This is a genomic window from Methanobacterium sp. (genome assembly GCF_038562635.1).
Lineage (GTDB): Archaea > Methanobacteriota > Methanobacteria > Methanobacteriales > Methanobacteriaceae > Methanobacterium_D.
On record NZ_JBCFBO010000001.1, the window covers coordinates 2,392,732 to 2,415,287 of the forward strand.

Consider the following 22,556-nt stretch of genomic DNA (forward strand, 5'->3'; position numbering starts at 1 on the left):
TATAATCTTCATAAATCATTTTTTAAATCCATTACTCGATGGATTTTTTTAACACTCGAAAATCTCTCAAAATCCTCCAAAATCTTTGATTTTGGGGTTCGAAAACATTACATGTTTTCTCAACCTCAAAAATCGTAGATTTTTGGGAGTTAGAAAAATGTTGTCAAAATTGAAAATTTTGACACCGCGAAAATCCTTGATTTTCGCATGCTATACATTTTTCTAAAAATTCGAAGAATTTTTGGAGCCTGTGAATACGAAGTATTCTGGGCATCGAAATCAGAGATTTCGAATGCGCAAAAATCTTGAAAAGATTTTTGCAAGCCGTCGAAAAATCGTAGATTTTTCGGGCATTCGAAAATCAGAGATTTTCGATGCACCGAAAACGAAGTTTTCGAGGGCTGCAAAATTAAAAATTTTGCAAGCTGTCAAAAATCCCTGGATTTTTGACGCAGCGAATCAAAGATTCGCATGCTACGATTTTCGGTGTTTGAGGAACCAAGTTCCTCAACCGCAAAGACTTTCAGTCTTTGCATGTTTGCAAAACTTTCAGTTTTGTAACAGTAAAAAATTGAAAATTTTTTACATGCCCCAAACACTATCAAAATCCTCAAAAAAAAATCTTTGATTTTTTGGGAGTTAGAAAATGCGAAGCATTTTCTAAAATTCATAGAATTTTGATGCCCCAAACACCTCGTGTTTGAGGGCTTTGTGTTTGAGGCCGGCGAATCCCTCAAAAATCAGAGATTTTTGGGGCATCAAAAACTCTCAAAACCCGAAGGTTTTGAGGGTTTTTGATAGCTATCGATTCTCGGCCACAGAAATTCATTGAATTTCTGTAGGGTTTTATTTTTTAAATTGTAATTAGGGTTTTTATTTATAATTTGATCTTCAGGTTCTCTATTTTTGCTGTAAAAATCGATAAAGGTAAATATTAATTTTTATATAATACTAATTATAAAATTTTTAATAAAAGAGGATTTTTTATGGCCAAAAAACTTTTTATAGGTTTAATCGTCATCATAATTTCAATATTAGGTGTTTCAGGATACGCTATGTCACAAACCGGTGGAACTACTCCTTCATTAAAGATTAACAACAGTAATTTGATTCCAGCAGCAGCTATGGAAAATAACAACTATGTATCTTCTCCTAAAAGAGAAACATGCGATGCATGCGCAGGTACTGGATGGTGCCGGCAGGATATATGCCTGAAATGTAATGGAACGGGTGTTCTAGTTTGTAAAGCATGTAATGGGACTGGAGAATGTAAAAATGGAACTATCTGTCCATACTGCCATGGAACTGGGGAGATTATCTGCCCTGCATGCCATGGAACTGGTGGAATCCGATGTAAATTCTGCGGCGGTGATGGCTACTACGACCCAGAAAAAGGAGATAAAAAAGCTTAGAAACTGATTATTTGCAAAAAAATAGTAGAAAATCTAGTTGGTGTTAGGTACTTGTTTTTAGACTTTAATTAGAGATAATCAGCGATTTTTCTTTTTAAACCTTTGCTTACTATTTTCTTTCCTTTCTTTAGTTTCTTTTTTTCTATTTAATCTATCTCTAATTTTAATAGAAAGAAGTATAATTACAACCACAGCTGTAAAAAATCCTACAAGTAATGGTTTTAGGTTGATCATTGCTATTTTAAATTTAAATAATGGATGTGGATTTTTAAGTAAAAAAAAGAAGAAAAAAAGATAATGTTTAAGGCCAGGTAAGTATTTTTGGCACTTTAACTTTTTTAAACCTTCTTCTAACGTCTTCTGGCCAGTTTTCAGGGTCGAAACCTTTCTGTGCAAGGAACCCAAACACAATACGGGTTAAACCAATACCTGTACACCCTGTCCATACTCCATGGTTGTGGGTTTCTTTTATTGAAAATCCTTCCACAAAGTGGGTTCCGTGGATATTTGCAGATACGATTGCAACTCCTTTCTCTTGACCTGGCACATTAAGTCTCATTTCTTTTTTAGGAATATCTGGGAATTCAATTCCACGGTTTTCTACTTTCCTACCTTCCAGGTAGAACGGATCGTCTCCTACTTCTGTGTACCAGTCAAGTTCCAGATCATCAGCGATCTGGTGGGAAATTTCAACGGTTTGATCCCTTATTTCATTACACTGCTCAGGTGTTCCAAGCCATACAAGTTCTATACGTTGGAATTCGTGGACTCTATCCAGACCTTTAGCTCCCCCACCTTCCCAACGGTATGTCCAACCGCTCCTGTCAAAGAATTTAATTGGGAGGTCCTTTTCATCCACAACCTGGTGGCTTAAAAACTCATAGAACGGCTCACACTGTGCTGGGGCCAGTACATAAGAAGGATCCTTTAAACCTTCCTTCAGAAGGTCAATTGGGACTTCGCGTTTGATTTCAAGCTCACTGCGGAATTTATCAAATACTAATGGGTCTCTTCTTGGCGCGGAACAGTAGTACATCCCTTCAGGAAGACCTTCTAAGTATTTCATTTTCTCCATTACTGGAATTGGAATGAGTTTTGGAAACAGACATTCCTCAAAATCAAGCTTTTCAATAAGCTTTTCTACAAATATTTCTTCTAATGCATGCTGAAGCGCCACAAGCGGCGGTGCGTAGAACCACTGGCCTTTGCCAGGGAATTTTTTAACCCATCCCAGTCTAGCAGCTTCTTCAGTCGGGTCACCTTCAAAGAAATATTTCTGCATGCAGCTTTTTCCTAAAATTGTACCTGGTTCAACTTTGGTCACCTGCTTGGTGAGTATATCGGAAGGACCACATTCTGTTTCAGGAATGGAACTTGCAATGGCGCTTGTCACGTGTTTAATAACCCTATCAATGGTATGGTTTCTTAAGTCCCCTTCTTCCAGATCTTTAAATTCAAGAACTACTTCATCATCTTTTACTTCATAGTTGTCCACATAAGGGACATCTTTCAGATCTACTTTTTCTTCAGTTGGTATCTCAATTTTATAATAATTCACAATTATTTTTCGCACACCTAGACGGTACTGTTTACCTAAAAGTTGAGTGAGTGGTTTTTTAACACGTAATAATGCATCATGTGCTCTTCCCCGTCTTCCAGATACCATTTCAACCTTCAAAGTGTTTCCAATTAAATCCCAGCTTACTATCTGGGATGCATCCTGTTTCTGCTCTTCAGGTACTCCTTTTAAGAATATTTCATTATTAGCGTGGTTTATAAATTCTTCTATATCTTTACGTGCATCTTCTGCATCTTTACTGAATAATATTTCTCCTTTAAGAGTGAATTTCATGTAATTTCACCTTTTAAAAACTGTAATTATAAATAAAATATAAATTATGTTTTATTTTTAGATTATTTAGTTTCTTCTTTTGTAAAATCAATCACTTTTTCAGCCATCATCTCACAAAAAAGAATATCATCTACCGTTGCAAGAGTAGTTCGAAGTGATTCTGAATCTAATTTACATATAAGACTGTTATTTTCAACATGTGATTCAATAAAGCCTATATTGTCCGGTTTAAGTGATCCTAAAGCTATTTTAGCTTCTTCTTCTGTTTCATATGTGAAAATAACTGTAGATTCAATTTGCATATTTTACCTTCTAATTTAACTTAAAATAATTTCTGCAATTTTTGCTATTGATTTAAAAGCTGCCGAGTCAGGATACTTGGCAAGAGGATGTCCTTCCATATCTGCTCTTATAACTTCTTCGTCCCGTGGAATAGTGCCAATAACTTCAAGCCCGATTTCTTTAATTTTTTGAGTCGCAAAGTTTTCTTCTGTTTCATTGGACACTTTATTTATAACACAGGCAAGTTTGGGGATACCAATATCACTTGCAAGTTTTTTAATTCTTGCTGCAGTTTCAATGGATTTAAGTCCGGGTTCAACAACGATGATCATTAAATCAACGGCTTCAGCAGTTTTTCTACCCAGGTGTTCTATCCCTGCTTCCATGTCAAGTATAATAAATTCATCTTTTTTAAGAATTAAATTTCTCATGAGTGCTTTAAGAAGCACAGATGCAGGGCAGATACATCCTTCGCCTCCCTTGTCAATGGTACCCATTACAAGGAGTTTTAAATTGCCTTCATTGTCATAATTTATAGATAAAGATTCTGGAAGGTCGCTTATCTTTGGATTCATCTTAAAAACTTCTCCAAATGATGTTCCTGATTCTGCACCGGTTCTTTCTTTTATAAGATCTTTCATCTTGGATATTGGAGTAATTGGCTCCGTGATCCCAAGACTTGATGCAAGGTTCATGTCTGGATCTGCATCTATAGCGAATACTTTATAACGTTGTGACAATATACATGCTAATGTACCAGAAAGGGTTGTTTTACCGACCCCTCCTTTTCCAGTTATTGCAATTTTCATATAATTTCACCTATATACATGGCTGTATATCAAGAGGTAATTACTATTTCTTTATGTGATCATTGTATATATAGGATGGAAGATTTATTAAGTTATAGACCTAAGAAAGTTATAGAGGAGGATTATTAATGACTAGAGCATACACAAGAAAAGACTATATAAGAAAAATTCCTGGCTCCAGGATAGTTCAATATGATATGGGGAACCTTTCAGCAGAATTCCCTTTGACTGTAAGTCTGGCGGTTAAAAAACCGACACAATTATCTCACAATGCATTAGAAGCAGCAAGGATCGCTTCAAACAAGTATATGCAGCGAAGGGCAGGTAGAATGGGTTACCATCTTAAAATAAGGGTGTACCCACACCACATAGTGCGTGAAAACCCAATGGCGACCGGTGCAGGTGCTGACAGGGTTCAGGACGGTATGAGAAAAGCATTCGGAAAACCAGTAAGCTCCGTTGCAATTGTAGATGCAGGCCAAAAGATTATAACAATACACACAAACAAAAGATACTTCAAAGATGCAAAAATGGCATTAAAAAGAGCTGCAATGAAATTCCCTGTTCCATGTAGAATTGTTGTTGATAAGGGCGAAGAACTAATTAAATAGAAGAGTGTTTAGCATGAAGCTTGTCGAATTTTTTGAAGAGCTAGGTAAAGAGGATGTGGATGTTGCAGGTGGAAAAGGTGCAAACCTGGGAGAATTAACAAATGCTGGAATTAATGTACCTCCAGGATTTGTTATAACCTCTGAAACCTACGATAAATTTATAAAAGAAACAGGTATCTTTGATGAAATAATGAGCATTCTTGATGCTATAGATGTAAATGATACAAAAGAACTTCAAGGAGCTTCAGCAAGGATAAAAGAAATAATAATGAAAGCGTATGTGCCTGATGACATACGAACAACTGTAATTGAAGCTTACAATGCATTATGCCAGAGAATTGGTAAAGAAAATGCGTTTGTTGCAATAAGGTCTTCTGCAACAGCAGAAGATCTTCCTGAAGCTTCATTTGCTGGACAGCAAGATACATTCTTAAATATTAGGGGCCCAGAAGATGTCTTGATTTATGTACAGAAATGTTGGGCATCTTTATTCGAATCCCGAGCTATTTTTTACAGGGAAGAAAATAATTTTGATCATTCCAAAGTTTATATTGCTGTAGTTGTTCAAGAAATGGTTAATGCCGAAAAAGCAGGAGTAATGTTTACAGTTCACCCATCAACTGGTGAAGAACAGATATTACTTGAAGCTGCATGGGGATTAGGCGAAGCTGTAGTATCTGGTACCGTTACACCGGATACTTACTGGGTAGATAAGAAAACCGGCAAGGTCTTTAACTGTAATATAAGTGAAAAGAACACCATGTTTACAAAAGATCCTGATGCTGGAAAGACAGTACAACTGGACGTTCCAGAAGATCTTAAAAACAAAAGGGTTCTAAGTGATGAAGAAATTGCAGCACTTACCAAGCTTGGTGCAAGGATTCAGGAACATTATGATTTCCCACAGGACACTGAATGGGCAATGGAAAATGGAAAAGTTTTCATGCTCCAGTCCCGGCCTATAACTACACTCGGAATGAACAATGGAACCGAAGCAAAAGAAGGTACTGGAGAAGAAAGGACAATAATCACCAAAGGATTAGGTGCAAGTCCTGGAATGGCTTCAGGTACCGTTAAAATAGTAAAAGACACAGATGAACTAGATAAAGTAGGAAACGGTGACATACTGGTTACAGTCATGACAACACCTGATATGGTCCCTGCCATGAAAAGGGCAAATGGAATCATAACTGATGAAGGTGGAGTTACATGCCACGCAGCAATTGTTTCAAGGGAACTTGGAATATCATGTGTCGTTGGAACAGGAGATGCATCAAAAATCCTTAAAGAAAACGAGATGGTAACACTCGATGGAAATAAAGGAATAGTTTACAAGGGCAAATTGGAGGAATCCGATAAAAAAGAAGCTGCCGAAGAACAACCTGCAGCCGTTGCACAGGCACCTATTTTAACTGTTACAGAAGTTAAAGTCAATGTCAGCATGCCTGAAGCAGCTAAAAAAGCAGCTGCAACCGGTGCAGATGGAGTAGGGCTTCTTAGAACTGAACACATGATGTTAACCTCGGGAGTACACCCTAAAAAGTTCATAAATGATGGAAAAGAGGATGAACTCATAAAAATCCTTGTAGAAAATGTTTTAAAAGTTGCAGATGAATTCTATCCAAAACCAGTTTGGTACAGAACTCTCGACGCACCTACAGATGAATTCATTTCTCTGGAAGGTGGAGAAGGTGAACCATACGAACATAACCCTATGCTCGGATGGAGAGGTATAAGAAGAGAACTGGACGAGCCTGAAATATTAAGGGCCGAGTTTAAAGCAATTAAGAAACTTCATGAACAGGGCTACACCAACATTGGAATAATGATACCTTTAGTCCAGCATCCTGATGAACTCAGGAGAGCTAAACAAATAGCTGAAGAAGTTGGACTGAAACCTCAAAAGAACATTGAGTTTGGTATTATGGTTGAAACACCTGGAGCAGCTCTTATAATTGAAGATTTCATTGCTGAAGGGCTTGACTTTGTAAGCTTTGGAACAAACGATCTTACTCAGTACACACTTGCTATTGACAGGAACAACGAAAACGTTGCAAAACTTTACTCTGAAGGGCATCCTGCAGTTTTAAAACTCTTAGTTCGAGTTATAAAAATCTGTAATGAAGCAGGAGTTAAAACAAGTATCTGCGGACAGGCTGGAAGTATGCCTAAAATAGTTGAAAAACTTGTAGAGGCCGGTATTGAAAGCGTATCTGCAAATACAGATGCAGTTGCAACTGTAAGGGAAACAGTAGCGAGAGTAGAAAAGAAACTTGTCTTAAAAGCTGCAAGAAAAATGATGAGTGAATAAACACTCATTTCCTATTATTTTTTTTAATTTAATTTGAATTTTCAAAATTTATTTTGCTCAAAAACTTTAAGCATGAAAAAACCAAAGGTTTTTTTTGCCCCAAAATTCAATAGAATTTTAGAAAATACAAAGTATTTTCTAACTTCCAAAAAATTCATAGAATTTTTTGAGAATTTTGAGGGTTTTTTGAAGTTAGAGTATATTTATATTTTATAAATTATATCAAAAATTTTCATAGATTTTTGAGAATTTCCGAACTTTCGAAAATTTGTCAAATCAAAGATTTTGACAGACTTTGAAGTTTATATAACAATTATTTTTCAGGGAGTTAAAATGGATAAAAAAGGAATCACAAAACAGGAAATATCTGAAAAACTCAAAGAATTCAAAGAGGAGGACATGACCTACAGATCGGGAAGAATTCTAGGTTCAATGTGCACATGTCCTCATGAAGTCGGCCTTGAAGCATATAAAATGTTTCTAGAGTCTAATCTAGGTGATTCCGGTTTATTTAAAGGTACCCGGAAGATGGAGAAAGAAGTAATCCAGATGCTTGGAAACCTTCTTGGTAAAGAAGATGTTTGCGGACATATCATAACTGGAGGCACTGAAGCAAACATAATGGCAATGAGGGCGGCAAGAAATTCAAGCAACATCAAAGATCCAGAGATCATTGTTCCTAAATCTGCTCATTTTTCCTTTAAAAAAGCAGCAGATATGCTGTGCCTGAAACTCAGGGAAGCGGAACTTGACGAAAACTATAGGGTAGATGTAAATTCTGTAAAAGAGCTTATATCTGACAAGACTGTGGCGGTGGTTGGTATTGCTGGAACAACTGAACTTGGGTTAATAGATCCTATAGAAGAACTTTCCAAACTGTGCCGGGAAGAAAATATTTACCTGCATGTTGATGCAGCATTTGGAGGATTCACAATCCCATTTTTAGGTCTTAGTGGTCGTAATCTTCCTAAATTCGACTTCTCTCTTGAAGGGGTTTCTTCTATTACTATAGACCCTCATAAAATGGGCCTTGCCCCAATTCCAACTGGTGGAATTATCTTTAGAGATAGAAGTTATCTTGAAAGCATAAGCACTGAAACACCTTACCTTACAGATAAGGAACAGTTTACAATTGTAGGCACTAGAACAGGTGCATCTACCGCTGCAACATGGGCACTACTCAAATACTTTGGAAAAGAGGGGTACTGTTCCATTGCTAAAAAATGTATGGAAGTCACAGAATACCTGGCGGAAGGAATCAAAAAATCAGGCTTTAACTTAATGGTTGAGCCTCAATTGAACCTTGTTGCATTTGATTCAAATGAAATAGAGATCGATACTATTGTAGATGAGCTTAAAGAAAAGGGATGGGCAGTTTCAGTATCATCTTACCCGCGGGCTATAAGAATTGTTGTAATGCCCCATGTTAAGATGGAACATGTCAAAGAATTTACAGATGACCTATCTAAGATTCATGCGAAGTATACTTTAGAGAACATACCTCAAAATAATGAAAGGAAAACATCTTTAAAATTAACTGATAAAACACCGCAGGGTAAATAAATGACCACAAAAATAATTAGAACACCAGTAACTTGTAACGTAATTGAAGATCTGAAGGTGGGAGACCGGATCGAAATACACGGCAAAATTTATACAGGTAGGGATGCCGCACTCCCCAAACTGATTAAATCAATTAAAAACGGCGAAAAACTAATTGATATCGAGGGTTCTGCTATAATGCACACTGCAGTAAGTGATGCGGGCATATCTCCCACTACAAGCAACAAAGAAGAAATTGAAGAGAGCATTCCATTTCTTTCAGAGGTAGGGGTGAAGATCCATATTGGAAAAGGCGGTTTGGGCGAAGAAACAATTAATGCACTTGATAAATGGGGGTCTATTTTTGTTGTAACCCCTCCTGCTGCTGCCCTTCTTACAAGTAAAGTGGTTTCAAAACAAGTGGCTGCATTTGAAGAAGAAGGAATGGAGGCAATCCATGAGCTTGTGGTGGATGGGCTTCCGGGTATTGTCGCGATTGCGCATGGGGAGTCTATTTATTGAATATTTTGCCTGTTATAAATTACAAATCTCTTTTTTAAATTAAGACTATGGGTAATAATAAAAATTAAACAGTACAATTAATATTTTTTAATATTTATGTTATAATTTGGTAATTTTAGTAATAATAAAAGTATTACTTTTTGATTAATATTATAAGAATTAAGGAGTAGTATTATGACTTAATTTCATTTAATTTTACTTTAATAAAATTATTTTTGTATTATATGAGTTTTAACTATTATTTATTTTAAATAAACATATAATAAGTTATATAATTAATTAATCATGTAAAATTAGTCTTTATATAAAATAATACTTCTTAATATGTTTTGGAATTACATTACTAATATTTTAACAGTATTGGATAAAAATTATTAAAAAATAAGTATTTTTTAACTAAAAATTATTAATTTATGTGTTTTTTTATTACAAACAGGATAAATTTGACTCTAAATGTAATAATAAATATGTAATAAATAGTATTATATAATGCTTCATACTAACACACTTTTGGTGTCATTATGAAGAAAAAATATGTATTTATTATACTCATAAGTATGTTTTTAATGTTAATTTCGATAACTGGAACTGTTTCAGCTGCTAATCATACTGTTAACCCTGGAAACAGTATTCAATCTGTTATAAACAATGCTTCTTCTAATGACACTATCATTGTTAATGATAACAATGGTTCTGCTTATACTTACACTGAAAACCTGGTTATAAATAAAACGCTGGCATTACAGGCTAAAAATGGGGCTAATATTACTATTCGGGCATTGAATGCTTCTAAACCTGTTTTAACTGTTAATTCTGGAGGTAGTGGTTCTGTTATCAGTGGTTTTAATATCAAAGGTGTTACTAATAGCACTGGAATTTTTTTAAATTCAGTTATGAACTGTACAATCCACAACAACACTATTTATGACAATAATTATGGTGTAAATGTTTTTGATTCATCTTTCAACAACATAACTCAAAATATGATTAAAAGAAATAGTTATGGTCTTTATCTCACCACACAATGCATATCCCTGGAAGATTTTTGTGGTGATGAAATTGAGTGGTACGAAGAAGAAGATTACTACTGTTATTATGAGTATTCTGGTATCCATTCTGATTCCCAGGGAAATATAATCAAAGGCAACTCTTTTACCAATAACTATTATGGTTTATACCTTAAAAGTGACGAATGCTGGAGTGATTTAAGCATATACGACAACCACGTTATTGAAAATAATATAGCAGGAAATAGTTATGGGATATTTGCAGAAGGTGTGTATATCTGGGCGAGTGAGGTTGCTCATGTCCATTTCAACCGCATAGAAAATAACACTCTTTTTGGTATCTATCTAAATGAAATAGGTGTAAATGCAACAAATAACTGGTGAAATGGATCACAGGATGGGTATGGATGTTATTGGTGATCTGGATAATGTGAGGGCGTTCCGTTATGCGTGTTCGTCTTCATTTTCGCTTGTGGAGTACTGGGTTGGAAGTGCTTTATTCCCTTCATCTAACTCTACTGATGGTCTTATGGGTAGTGTAACTCTGGGTTTGGGTTATATGATGCTTAGTGGTGAACCGTTGGAAATATTTGAGAGTAATGGTTATACTATCATAAGGGCAGTTGGTGATAACCAGAGACTATTGATAATTGACCCTAAAACGGGTCTTGTAATGGATTTTGGAGATATAAAACTAAATGATACTATCAGCGGCACCAGATGCTACGGCGACCAGCAAACAGAATGGGCCAATGGTTATGGTAATGCAATACTTGATAATGAAGATGTTATTAATGGAGTTATGGAAACTGGTGAAGCAGCGACAGATTTTGGTCAAGGCAGCGATGAATGGAAAGATGAAGTATTAGGATTTGCAGGCAGCACAGCAATATCTATTGCAGTTTCGGCACTTCCGTTTTTGATAGCTGTTGGTCCTCCAGGATGGATTGCTGCAGCCGCATTAGTAGGGGTAGGATTAGCCTGTTCTTGGTACGCTGCTGACATGAATGAAGATTGGAGATCTCCATCGAATCAAATTAATTTTCTTTTGAATGTTGGGCCCTCTTTTATACCTTATTTCGGATGGGAAAGTAGTTTTGGCAAGACGGGTTTAAGGGCTTTAAAGTATGGTACTAGGGGCGATATTGCTGGTGGTAAGTTAATTGTTAAAACTGCAACGTCTAAAGGAACTTCAAAAGATCTAATTAGTATTCCTAAAAATTATGAGGGGTATGTCCTTCAAACTATTGAAAATAATGGAGATAATTTAGGAGGAGGATCTATTACCAGTGTACAATACATTAGCTATGGTTCTCCAAAAGGAGTAACTAGATTAACATATGGATGGGCAGGAAAAGAAAATGCTATGACGTTAATTGGGGAGTATGGAGGGAATCGTGCAGGATATGTTATAGATAGAAATAGTGAATGGATTGACGAAACTTCTTATAAATCATATAACCATATTTCGGATTATCTTGCAACAGCTTAATTGGGTGATTTAATATGAAGTACAAATATAAACGTATGCTGAAGACTTTGTTTATGATGCCATATGATATAATTGAATCTGAACGAAAAACCCAGGTTCTTCTTTTTATTCCCGTTGGTTTAGTTATGTGTTTAATTACTGGTTGTATTATTGGATTTTTAGCTGGAGATAATTTTATTTTATTTTCCTTAGCTTTTTGTCTTATGATTCCTGGAGTTGTATTGGTTTTTTATTTTTGGGATAGATTAGATAAAAAATATAGAATAACGCCAGGCAGATCAGCACCGCTAGCGCTAGTTTATCAGGTCATTGTCATTTGGTTGTTATGTGCGTCACCTACTTTTTTCTTTTTGATGTTAATAATAGGTTCAACGTCTGGAAATATCTTTTTTGGTTTGGGCGGTGCTGTTGCGGTTGTTTATCCTATTGTGGGAATGTTTTTGAGGATTAAGACTTTCAGTGATGATAGTAGAATAATTGGTAAGAAGAAGGTAGTTTTACCTGATCGTAAAAGGCCTTTGAGGGTACCTAAGGCGGCTTTGCCAAATATTTCTGAAGTTATAGAAACAGTTGAAGGGCCGGGGTTTATTCCTATTTCTTACTGGATTATGGCTGAAGCTTTGGGAGTTTACACCATTGGTTGGGGATTTTCAAATATAAATTTGTATTTTAGTACAGGCAGTCCTTCTCTGGAAGCTGCAGTTTTCGCCATTGTTCTAGGTTTATTACTGCAAACGTTGTATTTGTTTCCAGACAAAATAAACAAAGTAGTTCCAATTGAACTAAAAACCAAAAACGGTTTCTTATTCATGTTTGTAATGGCTTTTGTGTTGTTTGGAATTTCACAGTTTTTGATTGGTTTTGTGGTGGCTTTAACTTCGTAAGGGCATAAATCAATTTTTTAGTGTAATGTTATGATTCTGAAAGATGGAATGTTTGGGGGTGTATTATAATGGGATTATTTGGTGGTTTAAAGAAGAAATCTTTGCTTGATAAGGGAAAAAATGCTGGAAATAATGGAGATCATGAAGAAGCTTTGAAGTATTTTAACCAGGTTTTGGAGATGGATCCTGAAAATGTGGATGCTCTTTTTAATAAAGGTTGCGCGTTTATAAATTTCAACAGGCAGGAAGAGGCCTTGGAATGTTTTGAGGAGGTTTTATCATTAAGTCCTGCTATTGCTAATGTATGGCTTTTTAAAGGATTTGTTTTAGGGGCGCTTAAACGGCATGGTGAAGCTTTAGAATCGTTTAATAGGGCTTTAGAATTGGATCCAGATAATTTTGATGCCTTAAATAATGCAGGATACGCACTTAAAGAAAGGGGAGAATATGAAAAAGCTGTAGAACACTATGATAAGGCTTTGAAGGTGTTTCCAGATTCTACTGTGGCATGGACCAATAAAGGGGCAGTTTTAATAGATCTTGAAGAGTATGATAACGCTTTAGAATGTTTTGACACTGCTTTGGAACTTGAGGCGCCGAATTTTAAGGCTTGGTATTATAAAGGAATAATCGCCAGGAAGTTAAATAACCTTCAAGAAGCTATCAATTGTTTTGATAAATCCTTAGAGTTGAACCCTGATTTTGAACTTGCTAAAGATGAGAAAGAAGAAGTTTTATCTTCTAAATCCTAATTTCGCTGCTGATCTCGATGAAGGATGGACCACGTCCAGATGGATTAACTTTGGTTTGAATGTAGGACCTTCTTTGATACCTTTTATTGGATGGGAAGGTGGTGTTGCTGGTAGGCTTGGTATCAATTATTTAACATCAAGCGGAACTAAGAATATGCTTATGATTGCAGGGGGTTCTAGACTTGGTATTAAATATTCAACGTCAAGTGGAGCTAAAACGATGGCAACAACAGTTACAGGAAATTCTGAGAGTTATGTGATTACAAACATGCCAAAATGGGGTGGTGGTACTTTCACTGGGGGTTATATGAGTACTGTAGAATATATTAAATATGGAACTAATAAAAGAGTAATAAGAACAGCATTTGGAGACACAGGAGATGAAGCAGCTAAAAATGCCTTAAAATATACTTATCTGCCTGATCGTGTTGCATATGTCATAGATAGAAATGGTGAAAATATTGACGAAACTTCTTATAATGTATATAACAACATTTCGGAGTATTTAAAACATTGATTATTGGAGTTTTAAAATGGAATTAAAGTATTTTTTAGGAAAATCATTTAGGTTAATTTTTTCTAGAAAAGGTATTGATATGTTGTTTTTATCCAGCCCGGCTAAACTTAGTAAAGAAGAAAGAAAATGGGCTATTATTCCTTTATTGGTTTATTTTTTACCTATTTTTTTTGTATTAACTTATTTTTGGTTTGGTATTCTTATGGGATTGAATTTTTTGCCGTTTTTCATGGCTCTAATTTCATTAATTGCTGCGGGATGCATCTATCTTGGTTATTGGGATGATTTAGGTAAAAAGTATGGTTTTGGATATGGATTCGGGAGATATCAGCTTGCAGTTATACTTTTAACTCTATTTTCACCAGCATTCTTTTTTATGGGGATCGCTTATGGATTTGCAACTGCTAATATATTTGGTGGTCTTGGTTTAGGATTGATCATGGTCTACCCAATTTTAGGCATGTTTTTTAGAATTAAAACGTTTAGTGATGATAGTACACTAATTTTAAGGGGGAAATCAATTTTACATGATAATGTAGTTTTGCCTGACGGTAAAGAGTTTTCTTCTGGAAAGAAAGAAGTTGTAGAAACAGTTAGGGGATTTGGATTTATGCCTCTTTCTTACTGGATTTTGGCAGTGGGTTTAGGGATTTTTACAATAGGTTATGGATTTTCAAACATAAGCACGTATTTCAGTAAGGGTGTTCCTTCTCTAGAATTTATTATTGTTACTATCGTTTTGGGTTTTCTATTACAAACGGTTTATCTGTTTCCGGATAAGCTTAATAGAATTGTACCTATTGAGTTGAGAACCAAGAAAGGGTTTTTGTTCATGTTTGTATTAGCTTTTGTGTTATTTGGTATTTCGCAGTTTTTGATTGGTGTTGTGACGGTTTTAACATCATAACTCTTAAAACGATGATCTTAGGTTGTGTAATCGTGTTAGGATGGTTTTCCTGCCAAATGAATTTATTTTTTGATATTTAATCATTTTTAACAGTAAAAATAGTTAATTTTAAAGTTTTCGTGTTATGTTATTAATAATTAACTTAAATATGGCCCAAAATTATTATTAAAATTATAATAGAAATTATTAAATATTAGTTATTACTAACACACATGTGGTGTTAGTATGAAGAATGAATTATTATTTATTATACTGTTAAGTTTTTTTTTAATCTTAATTTCGATAACTGGAACTGTGTCTGCGGCTAATTTAACGGTTAATCCTGGAGATAGTATCCAATCAGTTATAAATAATGCATCTTCTAATGATACAATTATTGTTAATGATAACTGTGGTTTGGGTTATACTTACACTGAAAATGTGGTTGTTAATAAAACAGTGCAGCTAAAAGTTAATGATGGTGGAAATGTCACCATTCAGGCTTTGAATTCTTCACAACCTATTTTTACTGTAAATGCGTTTGGAAATAGTACTAAAATTCAAAATTTCAAGATAACTGGAGCTACAGACTCAAGTGGAATATATTTGGATGGAACTTCAAACTGTATCATTAATGGGAATAGTTTAACAGGTAATCAATATGGAATACGTAGTTCTAATAACAAGAATAATATTCTATACCAAAGCACTATAACAAGCAATCAGCATGGAATAGATCTTTATAATAGCACAGATAACCTCTTATATCAAAATAGTATCACAAGTAACCAGTATGGAATCTATCTTTCTAATTCTTCTGCTGATATTAATTTCAACAGAATATTTGGAAACAGCGAATATGGACTTTATAATGCAGGTAATGGAACAGTAAATGCCACAAACAATTGGTGGGGCTCAAATAATCCAATAGTCTCATCAAATATTGGAAGTGATATTTGCATAGCAGGGGGGACTGTAATTTATGATCCATGGCTTGTGCTTAATTTGATTGGTTCTGTTATTCATGTAACTCCTGATAGTAGTTCTAGTTCTGAGATAACGGCAGATTTAACTCATGATAATCATGGAGCAGATACATCATCCTCTGGAACATTGCCCGAGGGAATACTTATAAACTTTATAACAACATTGGGAACCATTGATAACTCTGCAACTACAAGAAGGGGTAAAGCAGTAGTCACGCTTACATCATGCATTAATTCGAGCGCAACTACGGTTTCAGCAATATTAAATAACCAAACAGCTTCAAAAGCTTTTCATAATTCTTTTAATAGCATAGGAGCAGCTGTAAATGATCCGTTAACTTCAAATGGAGATATTATCATTGTTGGAAATGGGACGTATAATGAAAACGTTGTTATAAATAAAAATCTTACTATAATTTCGGAAGGTAATGTAACTGTGCATGCAATAAATTCTTCGATTTCTGTTTTCACCATTAATTCTGGGGGCAGTGGTTCTTTAATTCAAGGATTTACTATTATGGGAGCTAACCTTGCTAATTCATTTCAATATTTATCTCCTGCAGGTATATTACTTGCATCGGCTAATAACTGCACTGTATTGGATAATACCATAAAAAATAATGTTTATGGTATTTATCTTTTGGATTCTAGTTATAATGAGATTATTGGGAACATAATTGAAAATAATGAACAAGGGATTATTATTCCTAATGCCTGCGAAAGTTTGGAGGGTTGGTTAGTTTCAAATAGTAATCCTGAAGGTGAAGAATTACAATATTGGGTCCATCAATATTATCAATACTTTTTTGGAATCGGTTCAAATTCTATATTCAATAACATAACTGATAATAAAATAAGAAACAATACATATCACGGTATATATTCCACTGGTGAGCTCTCTTCATTAGGTTATAATCAATTAATTTCAAATGATATAACTGGAAATGCAATAGGTATATTTTGTGGGGAATCAGCAGTAATTAAGGCTCATTTCAATCGTATAGCTGGAAATAATCTAACTGGATTTTGTATGGCTGTGGGAAATACGAATACGGATGTTTCAAATAATTGGTGGGGTTCAAATAATCCTAAAATGATCCTTAATTCAACAGGAGATTATATTAATGCAGATTTCTGTTATATAGGGCGTTATCCCGGAACTGAATATTATCAATGGCTCCCCTCAAATTGGATTTTAGAAAAATTCGCTCCAATTATTGTTTTGAACATTAGGCCAACTTCTTACAAAGTTTCCAATGGAAAATGTGACGAATCTATTATCACTGCTGACCTAAATTACAATAGTAATGGGGAATGTATTTCTTCGAAAGGCCATATTCCTGATGGAATATCAATCTATTTTAGAACAAATAGTGGCATAATTACTAATATTGGATATACCTTGAAAGGAACAGTAACATCTAACCTTACATTAGATCAAAACCTCCAATCAGGCATAACTAGCATAACAGCAAATTTGGACAACCAAAATGTTTCTACGCAAGTGGATAGAATCGCTAAGGTGAATATAACTATTTTTAGCACTGCTATAGATTTATCTACTAATCAGCCTTTATTGTTTACTTATGAAATCCCTTTAAATGAGTCTGTAAGTTGGGTTAGTGTGCTCTGGAAGACGAAAGAGGCTGAGTTTGGTAATTTTTCTCAAATAGGAATATTTGAAGTTGAAGTAGATTTAATTGTTAATGGGAAAATAGTAGTAACTAAAAATGTTGCTAATGAAAAGTATCTACACTATAAAAATTACTCTTACAATCCTCACCTTTTTAATGATATAAATATTATAAACAAAATTTTTTCAAAGACATCAACAAGTGGACTTTCTCTTGAATCTATGTTTTATTTAAGTTGTTTCTTGAATGAGTCCTCTCTTAATCATCTTAAAAATTTAACAGGAACACAATTGGAAGAAGCATTAATTAACGAATTCCGGATTATAAATTCGTTTACTGATGAAGAGTTTGCATTGTTAAAAAACCATACATTATTCACAGATTTTATTGGGGTAGATATGTCTTATACAGGAAATGCAGGTCCCATAATAGAATTACCCTCATCTAATGAAAATCAGATCAAAGAATTACCTTTCAGTGGTAATTATATTTCCCGATTAAGCAAAATTACCTATTGGAACGGAGCATATCTTGATACTGATACAAATGGAATGTATTTCTTTAAACCTGGAGGTTATGAAGGTGTAAGAAGTTTTGCTATAGTCACTACTAAAGTTACTGATGAAATATTACAATACTGGTTGGAACAAAAAGATAAAAAAAATATAAATGGGACTTATATTTACCAGGCAGGACCTATGAAAGCTGCTTATGGTACTTTTCTCACGTCTCTTATAATGATTAAGTGTCATGATATGGTTGCAGATCAGGCCGCAGCTAAATTAAATGTTACTTGGAGTCGTACCAGTCCAATTGCAGTTTCAGTGTGTGATGATGCTTACGAATGTTATATGACTTTGGAATGTGATCATAGTTTTGGAATGACTGTAACTGGAGATCCAGGTAATGTTTGGGCATTCCGATTTGCTTGTTCATCTGCAATTAACCCTATTGAATATTTGGTTATGAAAACGTTATTCCCTGTTGCTAATTCTTCTGGAAATAATTCTTCTTTTGAAGATAGTGTGTATTTAGAACATCTATATTCTTCTATTACGCTTGGTTTGGGTCAAATGATTCTAAATGGTGAAATGCCAGATATTTTAATGAGTGACAGTTATCTGATAATGTGCAGGGACGGTAAATTTTTAGTATTAGATCATGAGACAGGTATTCTAAGAGATGCTATGATCATTGATCTTGAATTTATGAATAGTGCTTATTGTTTCTCTGATCTTCAAACAGAATGGGCTTTTGATCTAGGTGAAGAATTGGATAGCATTAACCCTGATACTTGGCCTGAGCAGTTACAATCAATTAATAATGTAACAATTGCTTTGAGCAGTATTGCAGCGGTTCTGGGAAATGTTGTTTATGAAGGAAGCGCTATTGCAAGTGCCGAATTTTTAGGACCGATAATATTAATAATAGCGCCGCTTGCATTCCTAGATGCTATCCAACCGTATGCAATACAGGAGGCAGAGCAAAACGGAGACTTTAACCTGGCAGATTATCTAAAAAATAATAATTTAATGGATCAAGTATGGGATATATTAACCAGCCATGGACCACCACAAGGAGTTTGGGATGAATCATATGGTTACAGTAATCCCAACGTGCAGAGGAATTTAGAAGATATAAAGAATTTGAAGGAAGGTGCACTATCAATATGGAATGAAATATCTGGATTTGCAATAAGTCATCCAGATCAGCTCTTTGATAAAAGGCACAATCCCATGAGTGAGAGTTATTGGGAAAATTACTTCCGAGAACAAAATATTAAATCAATGCGAAATGCAGAACAACAGATCACAGAATCCATACTGAATGTTGTAGGCGGTGACAAGTATGATGAGGTAGGTCAAGTTATAGATGCACTTGCGAGAGATGCTGGTAAAAGAATTGCAAGCGGAGTATCCAAGTATCAAGTTGGCAATATTGCAAGTGGTACATTGGATGTTGCAGTAGCACTGGTGGAGATTCATTGGGCGCTTCTGCTTAAGATAGCTTACCCCTGAAGATAGAGAGGAGGATCATGACCAGATAGATGTATTAACCTATTGACAATACATTAATTTATATCTCAATATTGGGGAGGGAGGGTATATCATAGTAATATGCCATTTTTTTAGGAGGTGTTATAATAGGCCTATTCAACAAATCTAAGAAGAATGTACAGATTAAAAAAGCTTATGAACTATTTAATCAGGGTAAATATCAAGAAGCGTTAGATTGTTATGATAATATTTTAGAAAAAGACCCAGAGTATCCTGAAGCATGGTTTCAAAAAAGTTTCGTTTTGGGAGAACTTGGAAAACATAAAGAATCTTTAGAAGCTAATGATAAGCTTTTAGAACTGGTTCCCAACTTTTTTGGTGCAGAAGTTCAGAAGTGCCACATTTTACTTAATCTTGGTAGGTATCATGATGCGTTGGAATGTTCAAAGAAGACTATGAAAAGTTTTGATAGGCTTTTAAAAGAAGATTCAGAATTTACTGGTGCATTTGATAAAGTTCGAGAAAAAGATCCAAAACGCGCTGGTGTATTGGATAATATTCTTAAAAAAGATTCAAAAATTAATGATATGGTGAGTAACAGAGGAAAAATCCCTGGAAGACTTGAAATATATCATGAAATGATAGAATTATATGATATGATTTTAGAACATGAACCAAAAGATGTAGATGCATGGTATATTAAAGGTTTAATTCTTGAAAAACTTGGAAAATATGAAGAAGCTTTAAAAGCTTATGATAATGCTTTAGAAATGGATCCAAAACATGTAAAAACATGGCAGGGCAAAGGTTATGTATTGATAGAACTTGGTAAATATCAGGATGCATTAGATTGTTATAATATGGTTTTAGAATCAGATTTCCAAAATGTTAATGCATGGTATCGTAAGGGCTTTATTTTAGGAGAACTTGGTAAATATCAAGAAGCAATTGAATGCTATGATAATGCGTTAGGAATAGATCCAAATTATGTTATTGCATGGTTTAATAAGGGATACACACTAAAAAAACTTGGGAAACATCAAGACGCTATAAAATCTTATGATAAAACTTTAGAACTGGATCCAAAAGACGATGCGGCATGGTTTTTCAAGGGTGATGCGTTGAAAAATCTTGGGAGATATCAGGAAGCTTTGGAATGTTTTGATAAGGTTCTGAAAATAGATCCGAAGCATGTTGATGCATGGTATAACAAAGGGAATACTCTTGAAGCACTTGCAAGATATTATGATGCTATAAAATCTTATAATATGGCCTTAAAATTAGATCCAACATATTCTAATGTATGGGTTAATAAAGGTATTGTCTTTAAAGATCTTGGAAAATATCATGAGGAAATAAAGTGTTATGATAATGCTTTAGAGGTTGATTCAGGGAATATTTATGCATGGTATAACAAAGGAAATGCATTTGGAAAGCTTCATAAGTATTCTGAAGCAATAGAAAGTTTTGATAAAGTTTTAGAAATAAATTCAAATAATGATGAAGCATGGTATCTTAAAGGTTTTAGTCTTGAAGAGCTTGGAAGACATGAAGAAGCAGTGGAATGTTATGATAAAGCTTTGCAGATAGATCCAAATAAAGCTGAAGCATGGTATCTTAAAGGTTTTAGTCTTGAAGAGATTGGAAGACATGAAGAAGCGTTAGAGAGCTATAATAAAGCTTTAGAAATCGATCCGGATCACGAAAATGCCAAAATAGCGAAAGAAAAGATTTTGTCTTCTGAATCTTAAAGGTGTAATAGCATGACAGAAATGACTGACAATATATTTCTGTAGATCAAAATGAGATTTATTTGTTGATGGACCTATAAAAACAGCATATGAACCGTTTGGAGGTTTGGTGATTAAATATCATAATGTCCTGCAGATGCCGCAGCTTCCAAATTTAATGTTACCTGGACTCGTACCACTCCTATTGCAGTTTCTACATTGGATGATGCTTATAACACGCTTCTTACTGGAGAAATGAGTCACAGGATGGGTATGGATGTAGTTGGGGATCCTGATAATGTGAGGGCGTTCCGTTATGCTTGTTCGTCGTCCTTTTCACCGATTGAGTACTGGGTTATGGCGTCATTATTCCCAAATCCTGACCAGAATGGGACAATAGTCGGTTCAAATCCGTTGGGTAGTGTAACGCTTGGGTTGGGTGACCTGATGCTAAATAGTGGACAGCTGGAGATATTTGAAAGTAATGGTTATATTGTCATTAAGGCTGTTGGTAGCAATGGAAAAATATTGTTAATTGACCCGGAAACTGGTCTTGTTATGGACATTTTAACTGGGAATGAAACCAGCTGCGGAAGTTACTGTTACAAAAACCAGCAGGCAGAATGGGGTAATGATTTAGGTAATATAATACTTAATAATGGACCAGCTATAAATAGGGCCATAGAAACCGGGGAAGCAGTAGCCGCGGACTGGGGTCAAAATGACATGGAAGATACAGTACTTGGACTTGCAAGCAGTGCAGCAATATCTGTTGGAGTGGCAGCGATGATTCTAGGAGGCCCGCCAGGTTGGTTTATTGGTGGTGCGTTAATATTGGCGGGAGTAGCAGGTTCTTATTATGCCTCTGATCTGGATGAAGGATGGAATCCATCTAGATGGATTAACTTTGGTCTGAATGTTGGACCTTCTTTGATACCATTCATTGGAGCTGAAGGTGGTGTTGCTGGTAGGCTTGGTATCAGTTATGTCACAAAAGCTGGGGCTAAAAAGAGTGTTACAACAGTTGCAGGAAATTATGAAGGCTATGTGGTTACAAACATGCCCAACTGGGGCGGCGGTACTTTCACCGGGGGCTATATGAGTACTGTAGAATATATTAAATATGGAACTAACAAAAGAGTAATAAGAACAGCATTTGGAGACACAAGAGAAGAAGCTGCTAAAAATGCTCTAAAATACACTGTACTGCCTAGCCGTGCTTCAGTGATTGTGAACAGTTATAGTCCTGAAATTGATGATTATGGTTCCGTAGCATATAATAACATTGCAGATTACTTTGCAACAACATAAATTATTTTATTTTATTGGA

18 protein-coding genes are annotated in these 22,556 nt (G+C 35.0%); 15 read left to right on the top strand and 3 right to left on the bottom strand.

Going from position 1 to position 22,556, the window contains the following annotated elements:
- Positions 1-986: 986 nt before the first annotated feature.
- Positions 987-1,412 carry a hypothetical protein gene (locus tag AAGU07_RS11785; protein WP_342459259.1) on the top strand — a complete coding sequence of 142 codons (426 nt, stop codon included), beginning with the start codon at positions 987-989 and terminating at the stop codon, positions 1,410-1,412.
- 301 nt (positions 1,413-1,713) lie between these two features.
- On the opposite strand, the gene serS is transcribed toward AAGU07_RS11785, so the two are convergent.
- From serS to AAGU07_RS11800, 3 genes are all read right to left on the bottom strand, one after another.
- On the bottom strand, positions 1,714-3,264 hold the full coding sequence (serS, locus tag AAGU07_RS11790) for a serine--tRNA ligase (RefSeq protein ID WP_342459260.1): 1,551 nt from the start codon (positions 3,262-3,264) through the stop codon (positions 1,714-1,716).
- Positions 3,265-3,326: 62 nt separating this feature from the next.
- Positions 3,327-3,566: a KEOPS complex subunit Pcc1 gene (locus tag AAGU07_RS11795; protein ID WP_342459261.1), complete on the bottom strand. Its 240-nt coding sequence runs from the start codon at positions 3,564-3,566 to the stop codon at positions 3,327-3,329.
- Positions 3,567-3,581: 15 nt separating this feature from the next.
- Positions 3,582-4,355, bottom strand: coding sequence for an AAA family ATPase (locus tag AAGU07_RS11800; protein ID WP_342459262.1), 774 nt, complete (start codon positions 4,353-4,355; stop codon positions 3,582-3,584).
- Between the two features lie 128 nt (positions 4,356-4,483).
- Between AAGU07_RS11800 and rplJ the strand changes: the two genes are divergently transcribed.
- The 14 genes from rplJ to AAGU07_RS11870 all read left to right on the top strand — a co-directional run bounded on the left by rplJ (position 4,484) and on the right by AAGU07_RS11870 (position 22,537).
- A complete protein-coding gene (gene rplJ, locus AAGU07_RS11805; RefSeq protein ID WP_048081877.1) occupies positions 4,484-4,966 on the top strand; it encodes a 50S ribosomal protein L16 in 483 nt (160 codons plus the stop codon).
- A gap of 13 nt (positions 4,967-4,979) precedes the next feature.
- On the top strand, positions 4,980-7,277 hold the full coding sequence (ppsA, locus tag AAGU07_RS11810) for a phosphoenolpyruvate synthase (RefSeq protein ID WP_342459263.1): 2,298 nt from the start codon (positions 4,980-4,982) through the stop codon (positions 7,275-7,277).
- A gap of 333 nt (positions 7,278-7,610) precedes the next feature.
- On the top strand, positions 7,611-8,840 hold the full coding sequence (gene mfnA / locus AAGU07_RS11815) for a tyrosine decarboxylase MfnA (protein WP_342459264.1): 1,230 nt from the start codon (positions 7,611-7,613) through the stop codon (positions 8,838-8,840).
- A complete protein-coding gene (locus AAGU07_RS11820) occupies positions 8,841-9,341 on the top strand; it encodes a fumarate hydratase C-terminal domain-containing protein (protein WP_342459265.1) in 501 nt (166 codons plus the stop codon).
- Positions 9,342-9,862: 521 nt separating this feature from the next.
- Entirely contained in the window at positions 9,863-10,732 is an 870-nt protein-coding gene (locus tag AAGU07_RS11825; RefSeq protein ID WP_342459266.1) for a right-handed parallel beta-helix repeat-containing protein, read from the top strand.
- The gene (locus AAGU07_RS11830) at positions 10,713-11,840 is read left to right on the top strand and encodes a hypothetical protein (RefSeq protein ID WP_342459267.1); all 1,128 of its coding nucleotides are present in this window, start codon (positions 10,713-10,715) and stop codon (positions 11,838-11,840) included. Before AAGU07_RS11825 ends, AAGU07_RS11830 begins: the two co-directional genes overlap by 20 nt.
- A 14-nt stretch (positions 11,841-11,854) precedes the next feature.
- Positions 11,855-12,724 carry a hypothetical protein gene (locus AAGU07_RS11835; protein WP_342459268.1) on the top strand — a complete coding sequence of 290 codons (870 nt, stop codon included), beginning with the start codon at positions 11,855-11,857 and terminating at the stop codon, positions 12,722-12,724.
- Between the two features lie 68 nt (positions 12,725-12,792).
- The gene (locus tag AAGU07_RS11840; RefSeq protein WP_342459269.1) at positions 12,793-13,476 is read left to right on the top strand and encodes a tetratricopeptide repeat protein; all 684 of its coding nucleotides are present in this window, start codon (positions 12,793-12,795) and stop codon (positions 13,474-13,476) included.
- Entirely contained in the window at positions 13,442-13,993 is a 552-nt protein-coding gene (locus AAGU07_RS11845) for a hypothetical protein (RefSeq protein ID WP_342459270.1), read from the top strand. Before AAGU07_RS11840 ends, AAGU07_RS11845 begins: the two co-directional genes overlap by 35 nt.
- A gap of 16 nt (positions 13,994-14,009) precedes the next feature.
- Positions 14,010-14,900 (top strand): hypothetical protein, encoded by an 891-nt coding sequence (locus AAGU07_RS11850; protein ID WP_342459271.1) that lies wholly within the window; start codon positions 14,010-14,012, stop codon positions 14,898-14,900.
- A gap of 225 nt (positions 14,901-15,125) precedes the next feature.
- Positions 15,126-19,517, top strand: a complete 4,392-nt coding sequence (locus AAGU07_RS11855; RefSeq protein WP_342459272.1) for a NosD domain-containing protein — start codon at positions 15,126-15,128, stop codon at positions 19,515-19,517.
- Between the two features lie 161 nt (positions 19,518-19,678).
- A complete protein-coding gene (locus tag AAGU07_RS11860; RefSeq protein ID WP_342459376.1) occupies positions 19,679-21,247 on the top strand; it encodes a tetratricopeptide repeat protein in 1,569 nt (522 codons plus the stop codon).
- Between the two features lie 109 nt (positions 21,248-21,356).
- Positions 21,357-21,485 (top strand): hypothetical protein, encoded by a 129-nt coding sequence (locus AAGU07_RS11865; RefSeq protein ID WP_342459273.1) that lies wholly within the window; start codon positions 21,357-21,359, stop codon positions 21,483-21,485.
- Complete coding sequence (locus AAGU07_RS11870) at positions 21,446-22,537, top strand: hypothetical protein (RefSeq protein WP_342459274.1); 1,092 nt, start codon at positions 21,446-21,448, stop codon at positions 22,535-22,537. The genes AAGU07_RS11865 and AAGU07_RS11870 overlap by 40 nt, the downstream gene beginning before the upstream one ends.
- Positions 22,538-22,556: the final 19 nt, after the last annotated feature.